At 57.9% G+C, this 15737-nt stretch carries 13 protein-coding genes and 1 pseudogene; 10 read left to right on the top strand and 4 right to left on the bottom strand.

All coding sequences use genetic code 11. The features are described 5' to 3' along the window. Positions 1-172: 172 nt before the first annotated feature. Entirely contained in the window at positions 173-895 is a 723-nt protein-coding gene (locus AC11W3_RS19630) for a Crp/Fnr family transcriptional regulator (RefSeq protein WP_484090752.1), read from the bottom strand. A 231-nt stretch (positions 896-1126) separates the two neighbouring features. Here AC11W3_RS19630 and AC11W3_RS19625 point away from each other — a divergent pair, with 231 nt between their 5' ends. Beyond that, positions 1127-3364, top strand: coding sequence for a thioredoxin domain-containing protein (locus AC11W3_RS19625; RefSeq protein ID WP_484090753.1), 2238 nt, complete (start codon positions 1127-1129; stop codon positions 3362-3364). Between the two features lie 25 nt (positions 3365-3389). Here the strand turns inward: AC11W3_RS19625 and AC11W3_RS19620 are convergent, their stop codons facing one another. From AC11W3_RS19620 to AC11W3_RS19610, 3 genes are all read right to left on the bottom strand, one after another. Further along, positions 3390-4010 (bottom strand): 3'-5' exonuclease, encoded by a 621-nt coding sequence (locus AC11W3_RS19620; RefSeq protein WP_484090754.1) that lies wholly within the window; start codon positions 4008-4010, stop codon positions 3390-3392. 573 nt (positions 4011-4583) lie between these two features. Beyond that, complete coding sequence (locus AC11W3_RS19615; protein WP_484090755.1) at positions 4584-4856, bottom strand: TadE/TadG family type IV pilus assembly protein; 273 nt, start codon at positions 4854-4856, stop codon at positions 4584-4586. Beyond that, positions 4781-5983, bottom strand: coding sequence for an ATPase (locus AC11W3_RS19610; protein WP_484090756.1), 1203 nt, complete (start codon positions 5981-5983; stop codon positions 4781-4783). Before AC11W3_RS19610 ends, AC11W3_RS19615 begins: the two co-directional genes overlap by 76 nt. A gap of 797 nt (positions 5984-6780) precedes the next feature. On the opposite strand from AC11W3_RS19610, the gene AC11W3_RS19605 reads away from it, so the two are divergent. The 9 genes and pseudogenes from AC11W3_RS19605 to AC11W3_RS19565 form a co-directional block, all read left to right on the top strand. Next, positions 6781-6966, top strand: coding sequence for a Flp family type IVb pilin (locus tag AC11W3_RS19605; RefSeq protein ID WP_484090757.1), 186 nt, complete (start codon positions 6781-6783; stop codon positions 6964-6966). A gap of 347 nt (positions 6967-7313) precedes the next feature. Next, positions 7314-8204 (top strand): Flp pilus assembly protein CpaB, encoded by an 891-nt coding sequence (gene cpaB / locus AC11W3_RS19600; protein ID WP_484090758.1) that lies wholly within the window; start codon positions 7314-7316, stop codon positions 8202-8204. Between the two features lie 34 nt (positions 8205-8238). Beyond that, positions 8239-9591, top strand: coding sequence for a type II and III secretion system protein family protein (locus tag AC11W3_RS19595; protein ID WP_484090759.1), 1353 nt, complete (start codon positions 8239-8241; stop codon positions 9589-9591). Between the two features lie 102 nt (positions 9592-9693). Next, positions 9694-10836: a CpaE/TadZ family protein gene (locus AC11W3_RS19590; protein ID WP_484090760.1), complete on the top strand. Its 1143-nt coding sequence runs from the start codon at positions 9694-9696 to the stop codon at positions 10834-10836. Positions 10837-10873: 37 nt separating this feature from the next. Further along, a complete protein-coding gene (locus tag AC11W3_RS19585) occupies positions 10874-12190 on the top strand; it encodes a TadA family conjugal transfer-associated ATPase (protein ID WP_484090761.1) in 1317 nt (438 codons plus the stop codon). Between the two features lie 9 nt (positions 12191-12199). Beyond that, positions 12200-13162: a type II secretion system F family protein gene (locus AC11W3_RS19580; protein WP_484090762.1), complete on the top strand. Its 963-nt coding sequence runs from the start codon at positions 12200-12202 to the stop codon at positions 13160-13162. 9 nt (positions 13163-13171) lie between these two features. Continuing rightward, positions 13172-14083, top strand: coding sequence for a type II secretion system F family protein (locus AC11W3_RS19575; protein ID WP_484090763.1), 912 nt, complete (start codon positions 13172-13174; stop codon positions 14081-14083). A 250-nt stretch (positions 14084-14333) separates the two neighbouring features. Further along, a complete protein-coding gene (locus tag AC11W3_RS19570) occupies positions 14334-15356 on the top strand; it encodes a hypothetical protein (RefSeq protein ID WP_484093602.1) in 1023 nt (340 codons plus the stop codon). A gap of 26 nt (positions 15357-15382) precedes the next feature. Further along, positions 15383-15737: pseudogene (locus tag AC11W3_RS19565) on the top strand (hypothetical protein); the annotation flags it as partial.

Raw genomic sequence — 15737 nt, 5'->3', positions numbered from 1 at the left:
TCAGCTGGACAAGAGATGGAAGTAGTTGAGGACGGATTCGCGAATAGCATTAAAATTCGACCACATCTCGAAGCAAGTATAACTTTGACTTTAGCGGTGTCAAGGCATCGTTCACGCACCTAACCCCATCGAACTCCAAGGGGTGACACCAAAGGTACTTCCTGTCCGGAAGCTATAAGAGTTGCAGCTTCTCCTTGAAGGTGTCTTTAAGGAGGATGGTACGGTTTTCGAGCATCTCCAGATCACCCTCTTCCGCCAGGCGGTGCAGGAGTCTGGTTACCGTCTCACGCGAGACGGAGGTGTAGCCGGCGAGCTCCTTGTGGGTGAGCCTCAGGGCGATGACCACGCCGCGGTCGTCCCTGACTCCGTGCAGCAGGCTCAGGTGGTTGAGGATGGAGCGCAGCCTCTGCTCCGCGTCGGGAAGAGCAATCGCTTTCAGCACCAGCTGAGCCTCACGCAGCCGCTTGCAGAGGATGGCGACCAGCTGAAGGAGTACCTTCTCATTTTGCAGGAAAAAGTCCCCGAAGGTCTCCCTGGACAGCAGACCTATTTCCGCATCCTCCATGGCTATGACCGTTGCCGGTGCCGTATTGTTATCGAGCATCGCCATCTCGCCGAAGACGTCGCCTCTCTTGTGGACGGCGAGTATCCGTTCACTGCCGTCGCTCCCGAGGTGGACCACCCTTACCTTTCCGGTGTAGACGATGTAGATGTAGTTAGGCGTATCCTCCTCCATCAACACGACCTGGTTCTTGTGGAACCGCTTCTCGATCAGTCTGCGGTGCACTTCATGGAACGCGTCCGGGTCGAGACACGAGAAAAGGGGAATGCCCCGCAACAGTCTGAAGTGGGCATGTTCCTCGCTGCCTTTGTCTGCTTTGGCTGACGTATCCACGGTAACTCCTCCAACTTCTCTCTTATAATTCCATTAACTATACCGCCATCCCCCCATCTCGCACGCAGCCCTTTTAGTCTCGGCTTATTCTGCCTCCGACTTCACGCATGCCCGCCACCTTTACCAGGGAAGGATGAGGTCAGCACTGCCAGTTCGGCCAGGGGAAAGCCTGTTATAATTTCTGTTCATTCACACGCCTATCTTTATATTTCGTAGCGAGGAGAACGGACCATGGACCTTTTCCTGGACGAGCTTTACCCGGAGCTCCCCGGAAGCTCACTACTCCCCCCTCCGCCGCGGGAACTTTTTGAAAAAACCCGCCAGCGCAGGGGTGGCGAGTACCGCCCTCGCACTCGGCACCTGCGGCCCGATGGCCTCGCCAAGTACACCAACAGGCTTTTCCTGGAATCGAGCCCTTACCTGCTACAGCATGCCCACAATCCGGTGAACTGGTTCCCGTGGAGCGACGAGGCTTTCCAGCTGGCCCGCCAGTTCGACCGGCCGGTGCTGGTCAGCATCGGTTACGCCACCTGTCACTGGTGTCATGTGATGGAGGAGGAATCGTTCGAGGACGAGGAACTGGCGCGCTACCTGAACCAGAATTTCATCGCGGTGAAGGTGGACAGGGAGGAACGACCTGACGTGGACACGGTCTACATGACGGCCTTGCATGCCCTGGGGATGCAGGGGGGCTGGCCCCTGAACGTCTTTTTGACCCCTGACAGAAGGCCCTTCTACGGCGGCACCTATTTCCCACTTCATGACCACAGCCGGGGAATAGGATTCCTCTCTCTGCTGAAGAGGCTCAGCGAGGCCTACCACAGCGATCCCGGCAGGATCGCCAAAACAGGGGAGCAGCTGGCAGATGCAGTGAAGGGGATGCTGATGCCCCGCGAAAGGGATGGATCGCTTTCCAAGGAGTCGATAGAAGCAGCAGTTGAGGCTTACCGGGATGGTTTCGATAAGGTTAACGGAGGACTCGCGGGCGCTCCGAAGTTCCCCAGCTCGCTTCCGGTACCTCTCATTCTGAGGGGGTATCGGCAAAACGGGGACAGGGAGCTGCTCGCCATGGCGGAGCTCACCTTGCTGCGGATGGCGGGTGGTGGGATTTATGACCAGGTCGGCGGCGGCTTCCACCGCTATGCGACCGACGAGCGCTGGATGATCCCGCACTTCGAAAAGATGCTCTACGACAACGCCCAGCTGGCGGTCATCTATCTCGAGGGATTCCAGTTACTGGGAAACCGCGATCTCGCCACGGTAACGAAGGAGATACTGCGCTATCTGAAGCGGGACATGATGTCTCCGGCGGGAGCGTTTTATGCCGCCACCGATGCCGACAGCCGTGCGGAAAGCGGGAAGATGGAGGAAGGCTATTTCTTTACCTGGTCCACTGGGGAACTTGCCGCGGCACTCGGCTGTGAAGAAAACGAGGTCGTCACCCTGCGGTACGGGGTGACCATCTCCGGCAACTTTGAAGGGCGCAACATCCTGCACCGTGCCAGGAGCATCCAGGACGTCGCCAGCCAAAGCAAGCTTCCGGAAGAGCGGGTCCGCACGCTGGTGGAACAGTCCAATGAGCGGCTTTACCAGGTCCGCAAGGACCGGCCACTTCCGCTGAGGGACGAGAAGATCCTCTCTTCCTGGAACGGCTTGGCTCTTTCGGCCTTCGCGCGGGCCGGACTGGTCCTCGATGATCCTGAAGCGATCGAGCAGGCAAGGGAGACCGCCCGCTTTATTCTGGACAATATGACGACCGAAGGGAGGCTGGCCCACAGCCACCAGGGGGGTGAGCCCAAGGGGGAAGGCTTCCTCGACGACTACGCCTTCTTCATTGCCGGTCTCATCGACCTCTTCGAGGTAACGGGGGAGGCACGCTGGCTGGAGCGGGCGCTGGAGCTAACCGATGTCGTGCAAAGGGAGTTTGAAGACCACGACCGCGGCGGCTTCTTCATGACCGGGACGCACCACGAGGAACTGATTGCCAGGGAAAAACCACTGTACGACGGGGTGGTGCCTTCAGGAAACTCAGCCATGATCATGAACATGTTGAGGCTCAATGCGCTGACCGAGGAGGCGCGTTATCTTGATGCCGGGAAACGGGGTCTGGAGGGGTTCGCTTCACAACTTTCAACTTCCCCTACCGCCCTTTCCGGAACGCTGTTGGCGCTCGATTTCCTGCTGGACGTGCCGAGGCAGATCGTGATCGTGGCTCCGCGCGGGGATCGGGGAGCGGCTAGGGGGCTTCTGGAGAGTTTGCGGAAAGTGTTCCTGCCGAACCGTACGCTGGTGGTTATCTGTGAAGGGGAGGAACTCGACCGGGCCGGTCGTCTTGTGCCGCTATTGAGGGATAAGAAGGCAAACGGCAGCCTCGCCGTCGCCCATCTATGCGAGGATAGGACCTGCCAGCTGCCGACGAGCGATCCGGAGGAGTTTAGCCGGCAGTTGCAGGAGACCGTGCGTTACTAGGTGAGGTTGGAGGGACGCAAAATTCCTACTGCTCCTGCGACAGCTTATCCAGATATGCCGGGACCGCAGCCTTCGACATCTTCATGAGGCGCTGCATGACCTCGAATGGGACCACCTTCAGCCGGTGGTTTTTCTTTAGCTCCGCCACCATTCTTATCCAAAGGCGGGCAGTCATCTCGGCATCGGCCAGAGCGCGGTGGAAGACGCCTTCGGTGGCGATCTTCTTGTAACGAACCAACGACTCCAAGCTGTGGCTCGGTGCCTCAGGGTGAAGCCTTCGGGAAATAAGCATGGAGCAGGCGAACTCCTGGCGGCGGGTCAGAGATAACCTTTTAAGTTCGGCATCGAGGAAGCGGCGATCGAAGGAAGCGTTGTGGGCAACGAGGTGGTGGCTCGCGATGAAGGATGCGAAGCGCTCCATGACCTCAGCCACCGGGGGCGCATCTTTTAGCATCTCGTTGGTGATCCCCGTGTACTGCTCGATGAAGCTGCTCACCCGCCTGCCGGGATTCATCAGGCTCTGAAAGCGGTCCGTGATCCTGTTATCCTGCACCAGCACCGCCCCTATCTCGATTGTCCGGTCCCCGGCATCCGGTGATAGACCGGTGGTCTCGAAGTCCAGGACCACCAAACTGTAATTCCCCACCCATCCCCTCCTGAAAAGACCAATCCTTAACTCGGGGGACATACTGCAGTGGGACCGTGCTGTGGTCAAGCAAAATGATGCGCGAATTCAGGTTTTTCTGGGTGGCATCTGCCGAGGCAAATCTCGGTGGGGAAGTGACGCAGTCACTATCTAAACGATTGCAAATCTCTGCACTTCTTTGACCAGCTTCGAAGGCATAACGAGGTGTCCGGTGAGGATATTAGGGAGGGCGGCGCTTGTCAACTCGACTGAAACAAAGCCCCTCACGATAGTACTGACCGCCGGAGATGCATTGTTACTAACCACCGGCATCGCTGGCTGAACCGCCAGCTAAGATTGCCGTGTTTTTAAAGGGGTAATCAGAGGAAATGCCTGCCAAGTCACGGTAACCTAGACCTGATTTCCCGATAGAGCAGATCCTGTAACAGCGCTACCGGTTGAGGGATTGAGTATCTGCAACTGGTAATACATTGTTGTTGGAATGGGATCGATTAAGCCGGTAAGTGTGGTGGCAACTGCCCTGGCAGTAGTTGACCCAGCTGACGATAGAGCAGTAGATGGCTCAGCAGTTAGTCACGGGATTACTGCCGCCCGTGCACCGCACCGCGCAGCATTAACGAGGTTGTGCTTGGTGTAAATCATCCTGCCGTAGTCAATGATGGCGAAGGTGAAGACCAGCAACAGCGGAAGAACCACTGCCAGTTCTACAAGTCCTGTCCGTTCTTGTCGCTCATGGTCTACCCTACCTTTGCTGCCGCAATTCCCTGACTTCAGGAGACGAAATAGTCGGCGCAGGCCTCGTTGACGGTTTCCACCGTCAGCTGCGGGGCTCTGGAGTAAAAGCATGAGTTGGTGACTATCAGATTGATCAGATCCCTCGGATGGCAGGCGCTTCGGGCCAGGCCGTAGGCTCCATACCACTGTTCGTTGAGGTACTGATAAACTTCTTCCTTGAATTCTACGCCGTTGGCCTTGCAGGCGGACTTGAAGATGACGAGATATTCCTCCTCAGTCGGCCGGTCCACCTTGATTTTGTAATGCAGCCGACGCAGGAAGGCTTCGTGCACCAGGTCCTTGGGCTCAAGATCGGTGGAGATGATCACCAGCACGTCGAAGGGGATGGGCACCTTGATCCCGGTCTGCAGTGTCATGTGATCGACCTGACGCTCCAGAGGGACCAGCCAGCGATTGAGGATCTTCAGCGGCTCGACCTGCTGCCGCCCGAAATCGTCCAGGATGAAGACCCCGTTGTTGGCCTTCATCTGCAGCGAGGCCTCATAGTGCTTGGAGAAAGGATCGAACTTTATGTCCAGCATCTTCAGGGTCAGCTCCCCTCCGGCATTTATCACGGGGCGTTTGATGCACACCCATCTGGCATCGCCATCCGACGTCTCAGCAGGTGGCTGGACCACCTCATGGCAGGCCGGGTCATACACGCTGATGACCTGCCCCGCTACGGCCACAGCATGGGGAATATATACATATTCCGGCAAAGCCCGTCCTATGGCCTCGGCTATCGAGGTCTTCCCGTTTCCAGAAGGACCGTAAATAAATACGGCTTGTCCGGAGATGATAGCCGGCCCCAGCCGCCTGAGCACCATGTCATTGAGCACCAGATGAGACAGGGCGTTCCTAAGGCTCTCCTCGCCGCCTATGGCACCCTTCACCGTCTGCGATTGAACCATCTGGCGGTACTCCTTCATCGATACCGGAGCCGCTCCTGCATAGCGGCAGAGGTCCAATACCTCCTGCCCTTTCCTACGCCCTGCCTCGGTAAGTCTGAAGACGTAGGAGGTCTTGGTGTAGCTTTCGGCTCCGCGGATCTCGAGCAGTTTCTCCCTGCGCAGTTCCTCGAGCATGAATTCCACCAGCGAAACCGGGAGTTTCACCCGTTCCGCGACATCGCTCATCTTGAACTCACCGAGGTAGAAGAGATGCTTAAGAATGAGATCTTCCACGAATGACTGTTCCAACCCTGCCTCTTCAAAGGTCTTAGGTGCCCGTGGAACTGGAAAGCAACGCATGATGACTTCCTCCCTGACAACGAAGGTTAAAAACCTGCTCGACAATCTCTATTCTCTCGTTGGTCAGTTTTTGCCGGACCACTGTTGGCTCCACATGAGCCCCACCCTCACCACATCTCACGACCTGATGCCCGAAAAGGATTTTTCGCCCAAGACTGGCGGCGAAGCCAAAAACGAAATGATTCTGCGTTTTTGGGCGAAGCCGGGTCCCTGTTCCGGGCAGGTTCACGCAAAATTATACTGAGTTATTGAAGATTTAAATGAGTTCCGCAAAAAAAAATTCGCTTGCACATCTCCACTCACGACGTAATATTAGCCTAGATTAAGGCGTGCCAATGAAGTCTCGGGATTCGGCGTAGTCGGCATAATTTCTGGGCGACTGGATCAGACCGAGCAGGAAATAGCTCAGGAATGACAGGAAGGCTACTTCAACATTCAGCAGAAAAGACGGTTGTAAAACCCTAAATTACCAGGTTTCAGATTATGACAAAAAGATGCAGCCGGATAATTTAGCAGTGTCGGCATGATCTTAAAAACCAATTGTCGTCAAGTATGGTCTGATACGCGCTGATACTTGTTTTGATAGTTGTAATAGTCATTGCAGCAGTAAGAAGCGTACCAAGTTCCTCCAATGGCACCTTAAGGACTAACAACACGATGATCCCCGGGAGATAACCGCGACGGCAATAACGAGGGCGTTAAACTACAGGCGCTTTCGTCAAATCAACACACAAGGAGACACTATTATGCTAGCGCACTTAAGAAAGCTGTATGAGAAATCTCTGGCCGCTGTGAAGAACGAGAAGGGACAAGGACTGGTAGAGTACGCACTGATCCTGGTTTTGATCGCGATCGTGGTAATCGCAGCGGTAAGGAGCGTCGGCAGCACCACCAGCAGTACGTTCTCCGCCATCAATAACAATATGAAGTAGAGGACATTCTCCCTCTGCAAGGAGGCAGGAATGCTTCCTTGCAGAGAGTGACTCGGCGGCTGTTTCAGGGAAACACCAGGTTCACAATAGCACCGGCAGCACCTTGTCCCGCCTTGATTGAACATTCTCTAGAAAACAATGTCCAGTGGCGAAGACGCCACCGGCTTGGTAGATACCACGGCAGGCATGAAGCCACAGCCCTGTGAGCCGGCAAGAGATACATGGCGGCCGGCGTTTTCGATGTGATGGAGTATGTGGGGCAGCTAGCAAGAGAGCGCCTCATGATGAAATGATCCCGGCTTCTTGCCCAGTCAACAGGACCGACAGCGAAGCAGGAGGGTCACAAAATGACGCGCCCCAATACGATGATAGTGGTCTCGGTCTTTGCCCTGTTTTTCGCCGGGGTCGCTGCCTGGCTGGCCTACAGCTACCTTCAACAGGAAGTAAGCAGCGTGAAGGCGGTCCAGCCGCAAAAGATCGTGGTGGCAGCCGCCGACATCCCCATCGGGAGCACCGTTACCGACAAGCAGGTGAAGATCACTTCCTGGCCCAAAGACAGCATCCCTGCGGGAAGCGCCCAAGCAGTCGAGTCGGTCGTCAATCGGGTGGCCGTCCGGCCCATCACCAAAGGCGACGCCATTACCGAACAGAAGTTAAAACCGAAGACTGCCGGGGGCGGGACCGGGTTCATGACCTACGTGGTTCCGCAGGGGCACCGCGCCGTTACGGTAGCTGTCAACGAGGTAGCCGGGGTGGCAGGTTTCCTCACCCCCAACGACCGGGTCGACATCATCGTGACCACACCTTTGCCCAATAACGACAAGGAGAGCATCAGCAAGATCATCCTTGAGAACGTACCCATCCTGGCGACCGGCCAGATTACCGATCAGAAGGAAGGAAAGCCGGTCGTGGTCCCCACCGTTACACTCGACCTCCTTCCCCCCGACGCCGAAAAGCTCGTCCTCTCCGCAACCAAAGGCTCGCTGCAGCTGCTGCTGAGAAACATCGCCGACAGCAGCCATATCGAATCTAAGGGCGCGACCATTCCCAAGGTCCTCTACGGCATGGACGTGCCGCCGGCCGCTGTGAAACCTGCCGCCGCTTCTGCCGGAAAACCAGCCCGTGAGTCCAGGAGAGCCGAAAAACCGGTCGTAGTGGTCAAGGCTGCGGCTCCGCCATCCTACGTACTGGAAATCGTCAGGGGCAACGAAAAGACCACCAGGCACTACACTGAGTGACCAGACAAATAACCTTCTTGGACCGAGGTAGCCAATGAACCTTCGTCATTCCAACCTGTGCCTCCTTTGCGTCGGTATCGCCTTGCTGGTGCTACTTCCTGCCGGCATTGCCATAGCCGGGGTCCCGACCACGGTCATCGTCAACAAGAGCGTGCTCCTCAACCTGAAGCACCCGGCGAGATATGTCACCATCGCCGACAAGGAGATCGTTGACGTGCCGGATCCGTTAAGGCGGAACCAGCTCTTGATCAACGGGAAGAAAATAGGGTCCACCAGCCTCATTGTGTGGGAGGACAACGTGGAGAAACCGACCTTCTTCGACATAAACGTGGTCGGGGACCAGGACACCATCGAAGCCAGGATCAGGGAGTATGCACCGAAGGACTCGATAAATGCCAACTACGCCAACGACACCCTGGTCCTCTCGGGGACGGTGGCCAACGAGCTCACGGCCAAAAAGGCGGAGGAGATCGCCAAGGCCTTCAGCGCCAAGGTCATCAACCACATCACGGTCGACACCCCGCTGCAGGTGCTGCTCCAGGTGAAGGTCGCCCAGGTTGACAAGACCTCCCTGAAAAAACTCGGCATCAGCGCCGTGGTCAAGGGGAGCACGGCCGAAGGGTTCACCAACCTCATCGGTGCGCCGAGCAACAACACCTCCACCACCATAAACGGAACCAACATCATCAGGGGTGGGCTGACAGGGATAAGCGGCATCGGCCCATCCCTGGGATCTTTTGACACCCTCGAGAACTTCACGGCCGGCGTTTCGTACTTCCCCGCAGGGATAGGCGTGGTCCTTCAGGCGCTTGCCACCAAGGGGCTGGCCAAGATCCTGGCCGAGCCGAACCTGCTGGTGAGAAGCGGCCAAGAGGGAAACTTCCTCGCCGGGAGCAGGATCCCGTACAGCGTCCTGGTCAGTACCGGGGGAGCATCGACCTCGTCCATCGTCTTCGAAACGGTCGGCATCAAGCTCAGGTTCAAACCTGACGTGCTGGAGAACGGCCTCATCAGCCTCAAGATCGACCCGGCGGAGGTGAGCAGTATCGCCGGGACCCTGGCGGTAAACGGCTACCCGATCATCGACACCCGCGACGTGCGGACCAGCGTGGAGTTGAGGGACGGGGAAAGCCTGGTGCTGGCGGGCCTCCTTCAGGAAGAGCAGATCAAGACCATGTCCAAGATCCCGCTCCTTGGGGACATCCCGATCCTGGGCGCCCTCTTCCGCTCGACCCAGGACGACATCAAGGAGAAGGAACTGGTCTTCTTCATTACCCCCAAAATCGTGCAGGCCTTCGCACCGGGTGTAGAGCCGGAACTGCCGACCGACCGGGAACCCGATCCGGATGACGTAAGGGAGCTGGACTGGATGCCGTTGGGGAAATGAAAATCCGGCCGCAGTTGCCCATCTCAAACCATGTAGATAGCGGCGAGAATCGCCAGTGCGGGCGATCGCGAAAGTCCAGGCGATAAAGGAGGCTTCCAAGATATGCCTTCACAATTCTCCATCGTGATCATCGATAAGGACCAGGAATCGCGGGAGTCGATGGTTTCCACCCTCAGGCCCTACTCCAACACCATCACCCTCGCCGGGGCGGTCGACAACTTCCCCGAGGGAGCACAGGCCATCCAGCAAGCCTCGCCCAACGTGGTTATCCTGGGGGTTGACGACCTCGAGCAGGGGATCAAAGATGTCCAGGACATCACCCTCAAGTACCCGAGGGTATCGGTCATCGCCTGCTCCTCCGAGAAAAAGGTCGAGTCCTTCCTCTCCATCATGCGGGCGGGGGCGGTCGAGTACCTGCTACGCCCTATAGGTCAGGAAGAGCTCAAACAGACCCTGCAAAAGGTCGGGCGCTTCCTCTTCACCGCACCGGTCGACGAGATGCCCGCCGGAGAGATCATCGCCGTCTACAACCCGATTGGCGGGATGGGGACCACCACGGTCGCCGTCAACGTCGCGGCCGCCCTGGCCGACGAAGGGACCAAAGTCGCACTCGTGGACCTCAATCTCGACGCGGGCGACGTCAACACGTTCCTGAACGTCAACCCGGCCTATACCCTGAGCAGTGTCACCACCAACCTGCAGCGGCTGGACGCCAACTTCCTCATGAGCGTGATGACCCGGCACGTCTCGGGCCCCTACGTCCTCACCGAACCGGTGGAGGTAGACGAAGCAGTCTCGATCACACCCGAACAAGTGAGGCGGGTGCTGGAACTCCTCAGGAGGATTTTCAGTTATGTCATCGTCGACTGCGTGGGACAGCTGGCCGGCTGCAACCTGGCCATCTTCGACTGCGCCGACCAAATTCTCTTCACCACAACCTTGAACCTCCCGGCGCTGAAGAATACCCAGCGTTATCTCACCGCCATGGAGCGCAAGGGCTTCGGCAGCAAGAAGGTCAAGCTGGTGGTCAACAGGTACCGCGCCAAGTCCGAGATCAGCCTCAAGGATGCTGAGAAGGTGCTGGCGAGGTCGGTATACCAGGCTATTCCCAACGAGTACGTCGATGTGGTCGATTCCATCAACAAGGGGATGCCGGTCGTCAAGCTCCTCCCTCGCTCGCCGATCACCAAGGCGGTGCAGGAGCTCGTGGAACGACTGAAAAGGCAACACCCCCAGGCAAAGTGACCACAATCGGCGGTGAGGGGGCAACAAGGAGAACCGCATGCAAGTCAATGACCCTTTCAAGATTCCGAGCGTCCAGAACACGACGACGGAGAGCGACTACTTCCAGGACATGAAGATCCGCATCCACCGGCGCCTGATCGACAGGATAGACCTGGCGAAGATGGACCTCATGGGAAACAGCGAGGTACTGAAGGAGATCGGCGCGGTCATCGAGAACCTGATCATCGGGGAAGGCATCCCGCTGAACCAGATGGAGCGGGACCGGCTGATCGTGGAGATCCAGCACGAGACCTTCGGGCTGGGACCACTGGAGCCGCTGCTGGCCGATTACCAGATCTCGGACATCCTGGTAAACAACTGCTCCAAGGTCTATATCGAGAAAGCGGGCAAGTTGACCAAGACAGACGTCTGCTTCCGTGACAACGCCCACCTGATGCAGATCATCGAACGCATCGTCTCCAAGGTCGGCAGGAGGATCGACGAATCGTCCCCGTACGTGGACGCAAGGCTCCCCGACGGCTCAAGGGTCAACGTCATCATACCGCCGCTGGCCCTGGACGGCCCGGTCCTTTCCATCCGCCGTTTCGGTCGCGACCCGTTGGGGGTGCAAGATCTGCTGAAGCACGGGGCGCTGGACCAGAAGATGGCGGAGCTTCTTGAGGGCGCGGTACAGACGAGACTGAACATCCTCGTCTCCGGCGGTACCGGCACCGGCAAGACCACCCTCCTCAACGCACTTTCCGCCTTCATCCCCCACAACGAGCGCGTGGTCACCATAGAGGACTCCGCCGAACTGCACATGAAGCAGGAGCACGTGGTCAGACTCGAGACCCGGCCGACCAACATCGAAGGCCGCGGAGAGGTGACCCAGAGGGACCTGTTGCGAAACGCCCTGAGGATGAGGCCGGACCGGATCATCATCGGCGAGGTGCGCGGCGGCGAGGCCCTGGACCTGTTGCAGGCCATGAATACCGGCCACGACGGCTCCCTCTCCACCGTCCATGCCAACACCACCAGGGACGCCCTTTCACGTCTGGAGACCATGGTCCTGATGGCCGGGCTGGAACTGCCCGAAAAGGCAATCAAGGAGCAGATATCCTCGGCCCTGAACCTGGTGGTGCAGTTGGTGAGGTTCTCCGACGGGACCAGGAAGATCGTGAAGATCTCAGAGATCACCGGGATGGAAGGAAACACCATCGTGATGCACGACGTGATGGTCTACGACCAGAAGGGCATCGACAAGGAGGGCAAAGTGATCGGCGAATTCCGCGCCACCGGCGTGAGACCACACTTCGCCCAGCGCTTCAAGGTCTTCGGCTACGAGCTTCCCCCGGGAATCTTCGACAACAACTAGGAGGCGCTGGTGCTGCTCCCGATCGTGACGTTGATATTCCTGACCGTTTTTTGCCTGGTGATCGCCATCTGCCTGGCCCTCGTCCAGCGGCAGGACTCGCCGAAGGCCGAGCTGAAAAGGCGACTGCAGCGGATGGCGAGAAGCGGGGCGAAGGACTTGCCGGAGGACCTCAAGGCCGAGATCACCCGGGAGACCAAGCCCGTCGACCTCTTCTTCGAGAGTTTCCCCCTCACCCGGAACCTGGATCGGAAGCTGGACCACGCCGGTCTGAAACTCACGGTTTCAGTCTTCGTGATGATTACCGCCGCCGTCTCCCTCACCTGCCTGGGGGGCGTCATCCTCGTTGCCAAATCGAAACTGCTGGGCCTCCTCGCTGCCGGTCTCAGCGTTTTGCTGGCCGACGTCTTCCTGAAGGCGAAGGCTCAGATGAGGAGCGAGAAGTTCACCGAACTCTTCCCCGATGCCCTGGCCATGATCGCCCGTTCGCTTAGAGCCGGCCACTCCTTCACCACCTCCATCCAGCTGGTGGGGCAGGAAGTCCCGGCCCCGGTCGGCGAGCTGTTCAAGACGGCCTACGACCAGCAGCTGTTGGGGCTGCGCATGACCGACGGACTCACCAACATCAACAACAGGATAGACAGCCTCGACCTGCGGTTTTTCACCACCGTGGTCTCCATCAACTCCGAAATCGGCGGCAACCTTTCGGAGGTACTCGACAAGCTGGCGGTGACGATACGCGAGCGGCTGAGGATACGCAGACAGGTCCGGGTCTTTACCGCCCAGGGGCGCATGTCCGGATACGTGCTCGGTGCGCTGCCGGTGGTGGCCTTCATCATCTTCAACTTCATTTACTACGAGTACGAATCGGTTCTCTTGAAGGAGCCGATGGGGATCTACATCCTGGTGCTGGCAGGCTGCCTACAGCTCTTCGGTCTGCTGGTCATTAGAAAAATCATCAGGATCCAGATATAGGGCCAGGCCATGATGATCTACCTCATCACATTTTCAGTCTTCGGAGCGGTCCTGCTGCTGACCGTGGTGGCGCTGTACTTTCTGGTGTTGAGAAAGGGTCTGCTACAGGAGAGGCTGAAAGGCCTTTCGGGGGATGACAAACCGAAGACCAAGGAGCTTGTCGATTCGGGGACCTGGGCCTACAAGCTGAGCCGTATAGGCGAAAAGGTGAAGCTCCCGCAGAAGGAGCACTCGAAGTACGCCAAGCTGATCGTGGCGGCAGGGTATCGAAAGGAAGCGGTGTACGCCTTCTTCGGGGCCAAGATACTGCTGACCTGCGCCTTGCCCCTGATCTATCTGCTAGCTTACGCAATGCCGAAGCAGGTCTACTTCAACAACGACTCGATGCTGATCACGGTGGCCTGCGCCATAGGGGGGTACCTTCTCCCCAGCTACTGGCTGTACGCAAAGACGAAGAGCCGGCAGGTAGCGATCTTCCACACCCTGCCTGACATCCTCGACCTGGTCACCGTCTGCGTCGAGGCCGGCCTCAGCATGGACGCGGCACTGATGAGGACCACCGACACCCCGCAATTCAACGACAACCCGCTGGCCCAGGAGATCCGGGTGGCCAACATGGAAACCAGGGCGGGTAAACCCCGCATCGAGGCGCTCAAGGACATGGCGGAACGAACCATGGTCGACGACGTCCAGGCCTTCGTCACCATGCTGGCCCAGACCGAGCGCTTCGGCACCAGTCTCAGTCAGGCCCTACGCGCCTATGCCGACAGCCTTAGGACCAAGAGAAGGCAGATCGCCGAAGAAGCCGCAGCCAAGACCACCATCAAGATGATTTTCCCGCTGATACTTTTCATCTTCCCGGCCCTGCTGGTCGTCATCCTGGGTCCGGCCGTCATCCAGATCGGCAAGATCTTCAAGTGATCGAGCCGCTAGAGGCAGCAACTCCCAACTTCAGCACAAGGAGGTGATCCCATGAAAATCGATTTCAACACTTTTCTCCTTCTGATCATATCGGTACAACTGGCGCTGAGCTACGTAAGACAGGGGAAGAAATAACTCCATGACCCTTGTCGACCGATCTTGAAGCCGGCAGGGGTCATCCGACGGCTCTACCGCAACCGCGGTGATAGATACAGGACAAGCAGGGAGAACAGGGAAAGAGGGAGGAGCCATGCGCTGTTTCAGAGTGGTTGCGTTTGCGGTCTTTACCTTTGTTGTAGCGGCACTGGCAGGGTGCGGCAGTTCCAACGGCGGCACCTCATCCGACCCCTTCGCCACCAATAAAGGCAGCACCACCGGCACCGCGACCGACCCCCAGGTCGGGACCATCTTCGGCAACATCTCCACGTCGACAGGAAGAACGGGGATCACGCTCCGGACCGACACGCCATCCGTCGATATCGCTAACGGCCAGGTGTTGGCGATAGCGACGGTGGTCAGCAGCGGAGGAGCGGTTGCCGGCGTACCGGTAACCTTTGCTGTCGACGGTCCGGCGACGGTTGAGAGTGGTTTGACGACTGTGACCACGGATTCCAACGGCACGGCTATCACCCGCATCACCACGGGAAACGTCCCCTCCACCACCAACGTCATCATTTCCGCTTCGGTGAGGGTCGGAACCCAGAACGCCATCGCCAAGACATCGGTCCAGATCATTCGCGGCGGGGGTGTCATCATGTTTGACTCCGCAGCCGGAATCAAGCCGGGGGGCCAAGACAACATCATCGGGTCATTTTCCGCTGAAGTGGAGTCTTCATTTGACGGCTACTGGAACTTCCTCAACCTGATCGCCTTCAAGTTGACCGATTCCAATGGGAATCCGCGGGTTGGCGTGCCGGTAACGATATCGGTGTACAGCACCTCCATCTCTTCCATGAACCCAAACGACATCAACATCACCATAGACTTCCTGGTGCCGCCGATAACCGAACCGGATGACTATACCATCACCACGGACTCGGCCGGCCAGGGCTTATTCAACGCGTCAGCCTTGGTGAGAATACCCTCAATCCCAGGCAATAACACCGCCGCCAACGTGGTTTTCAAGGCAGTAACTCATGACCCTATCCCAGTCACCGCTTACGGTGGTATCGGTTACAGTATCCACAAGAAGCTCGCTGTTAACAGTCCGACCAATCCTGGCACCACCGCTTCCAGTAGTACCGGTTACAGCACCCACAAGAAACTTCCGTGATACCTAATGCCGTGTAGGAGGGGATAATGCATAAAGCCACTCTTCTGGTTCTGCTCACGACCACGCTGCTCACTCTCACCAGCACCACCGCGCTAGGCGAAAGCCTCGGCGGCAGGATCGGCCTGACGGGTAAGGCCGGGGCACTGGTGCCGCTGCAGGATGACTTCATCCGCTCGACCAGCAAGTCGACGACGGGGCTTGTGGCAGGGGGCGGGTTGATCTACGGCTTCACCAAGAACTTCGCGGTCGAGGTAGATGTCAGCCGGGCGCCTGAGCTTGATGTGGAAATCTCCGGCAGCAAAGTCTACGAGGCGGCGCTGACCGACATAGCGCTGGGGGTCCAGTATCGGGTGAGGTCACAGAACCGCCTGGTCCCCTTCT

The sequence above is a fragment of the Geomonas sp. genome (assembly GCF_056994735.1).
The sequence above is the reverse complement of the archived record's forward strand: the minus strand, read 5'-3'. Positions and strand labels throughout refer to the sequence as shown.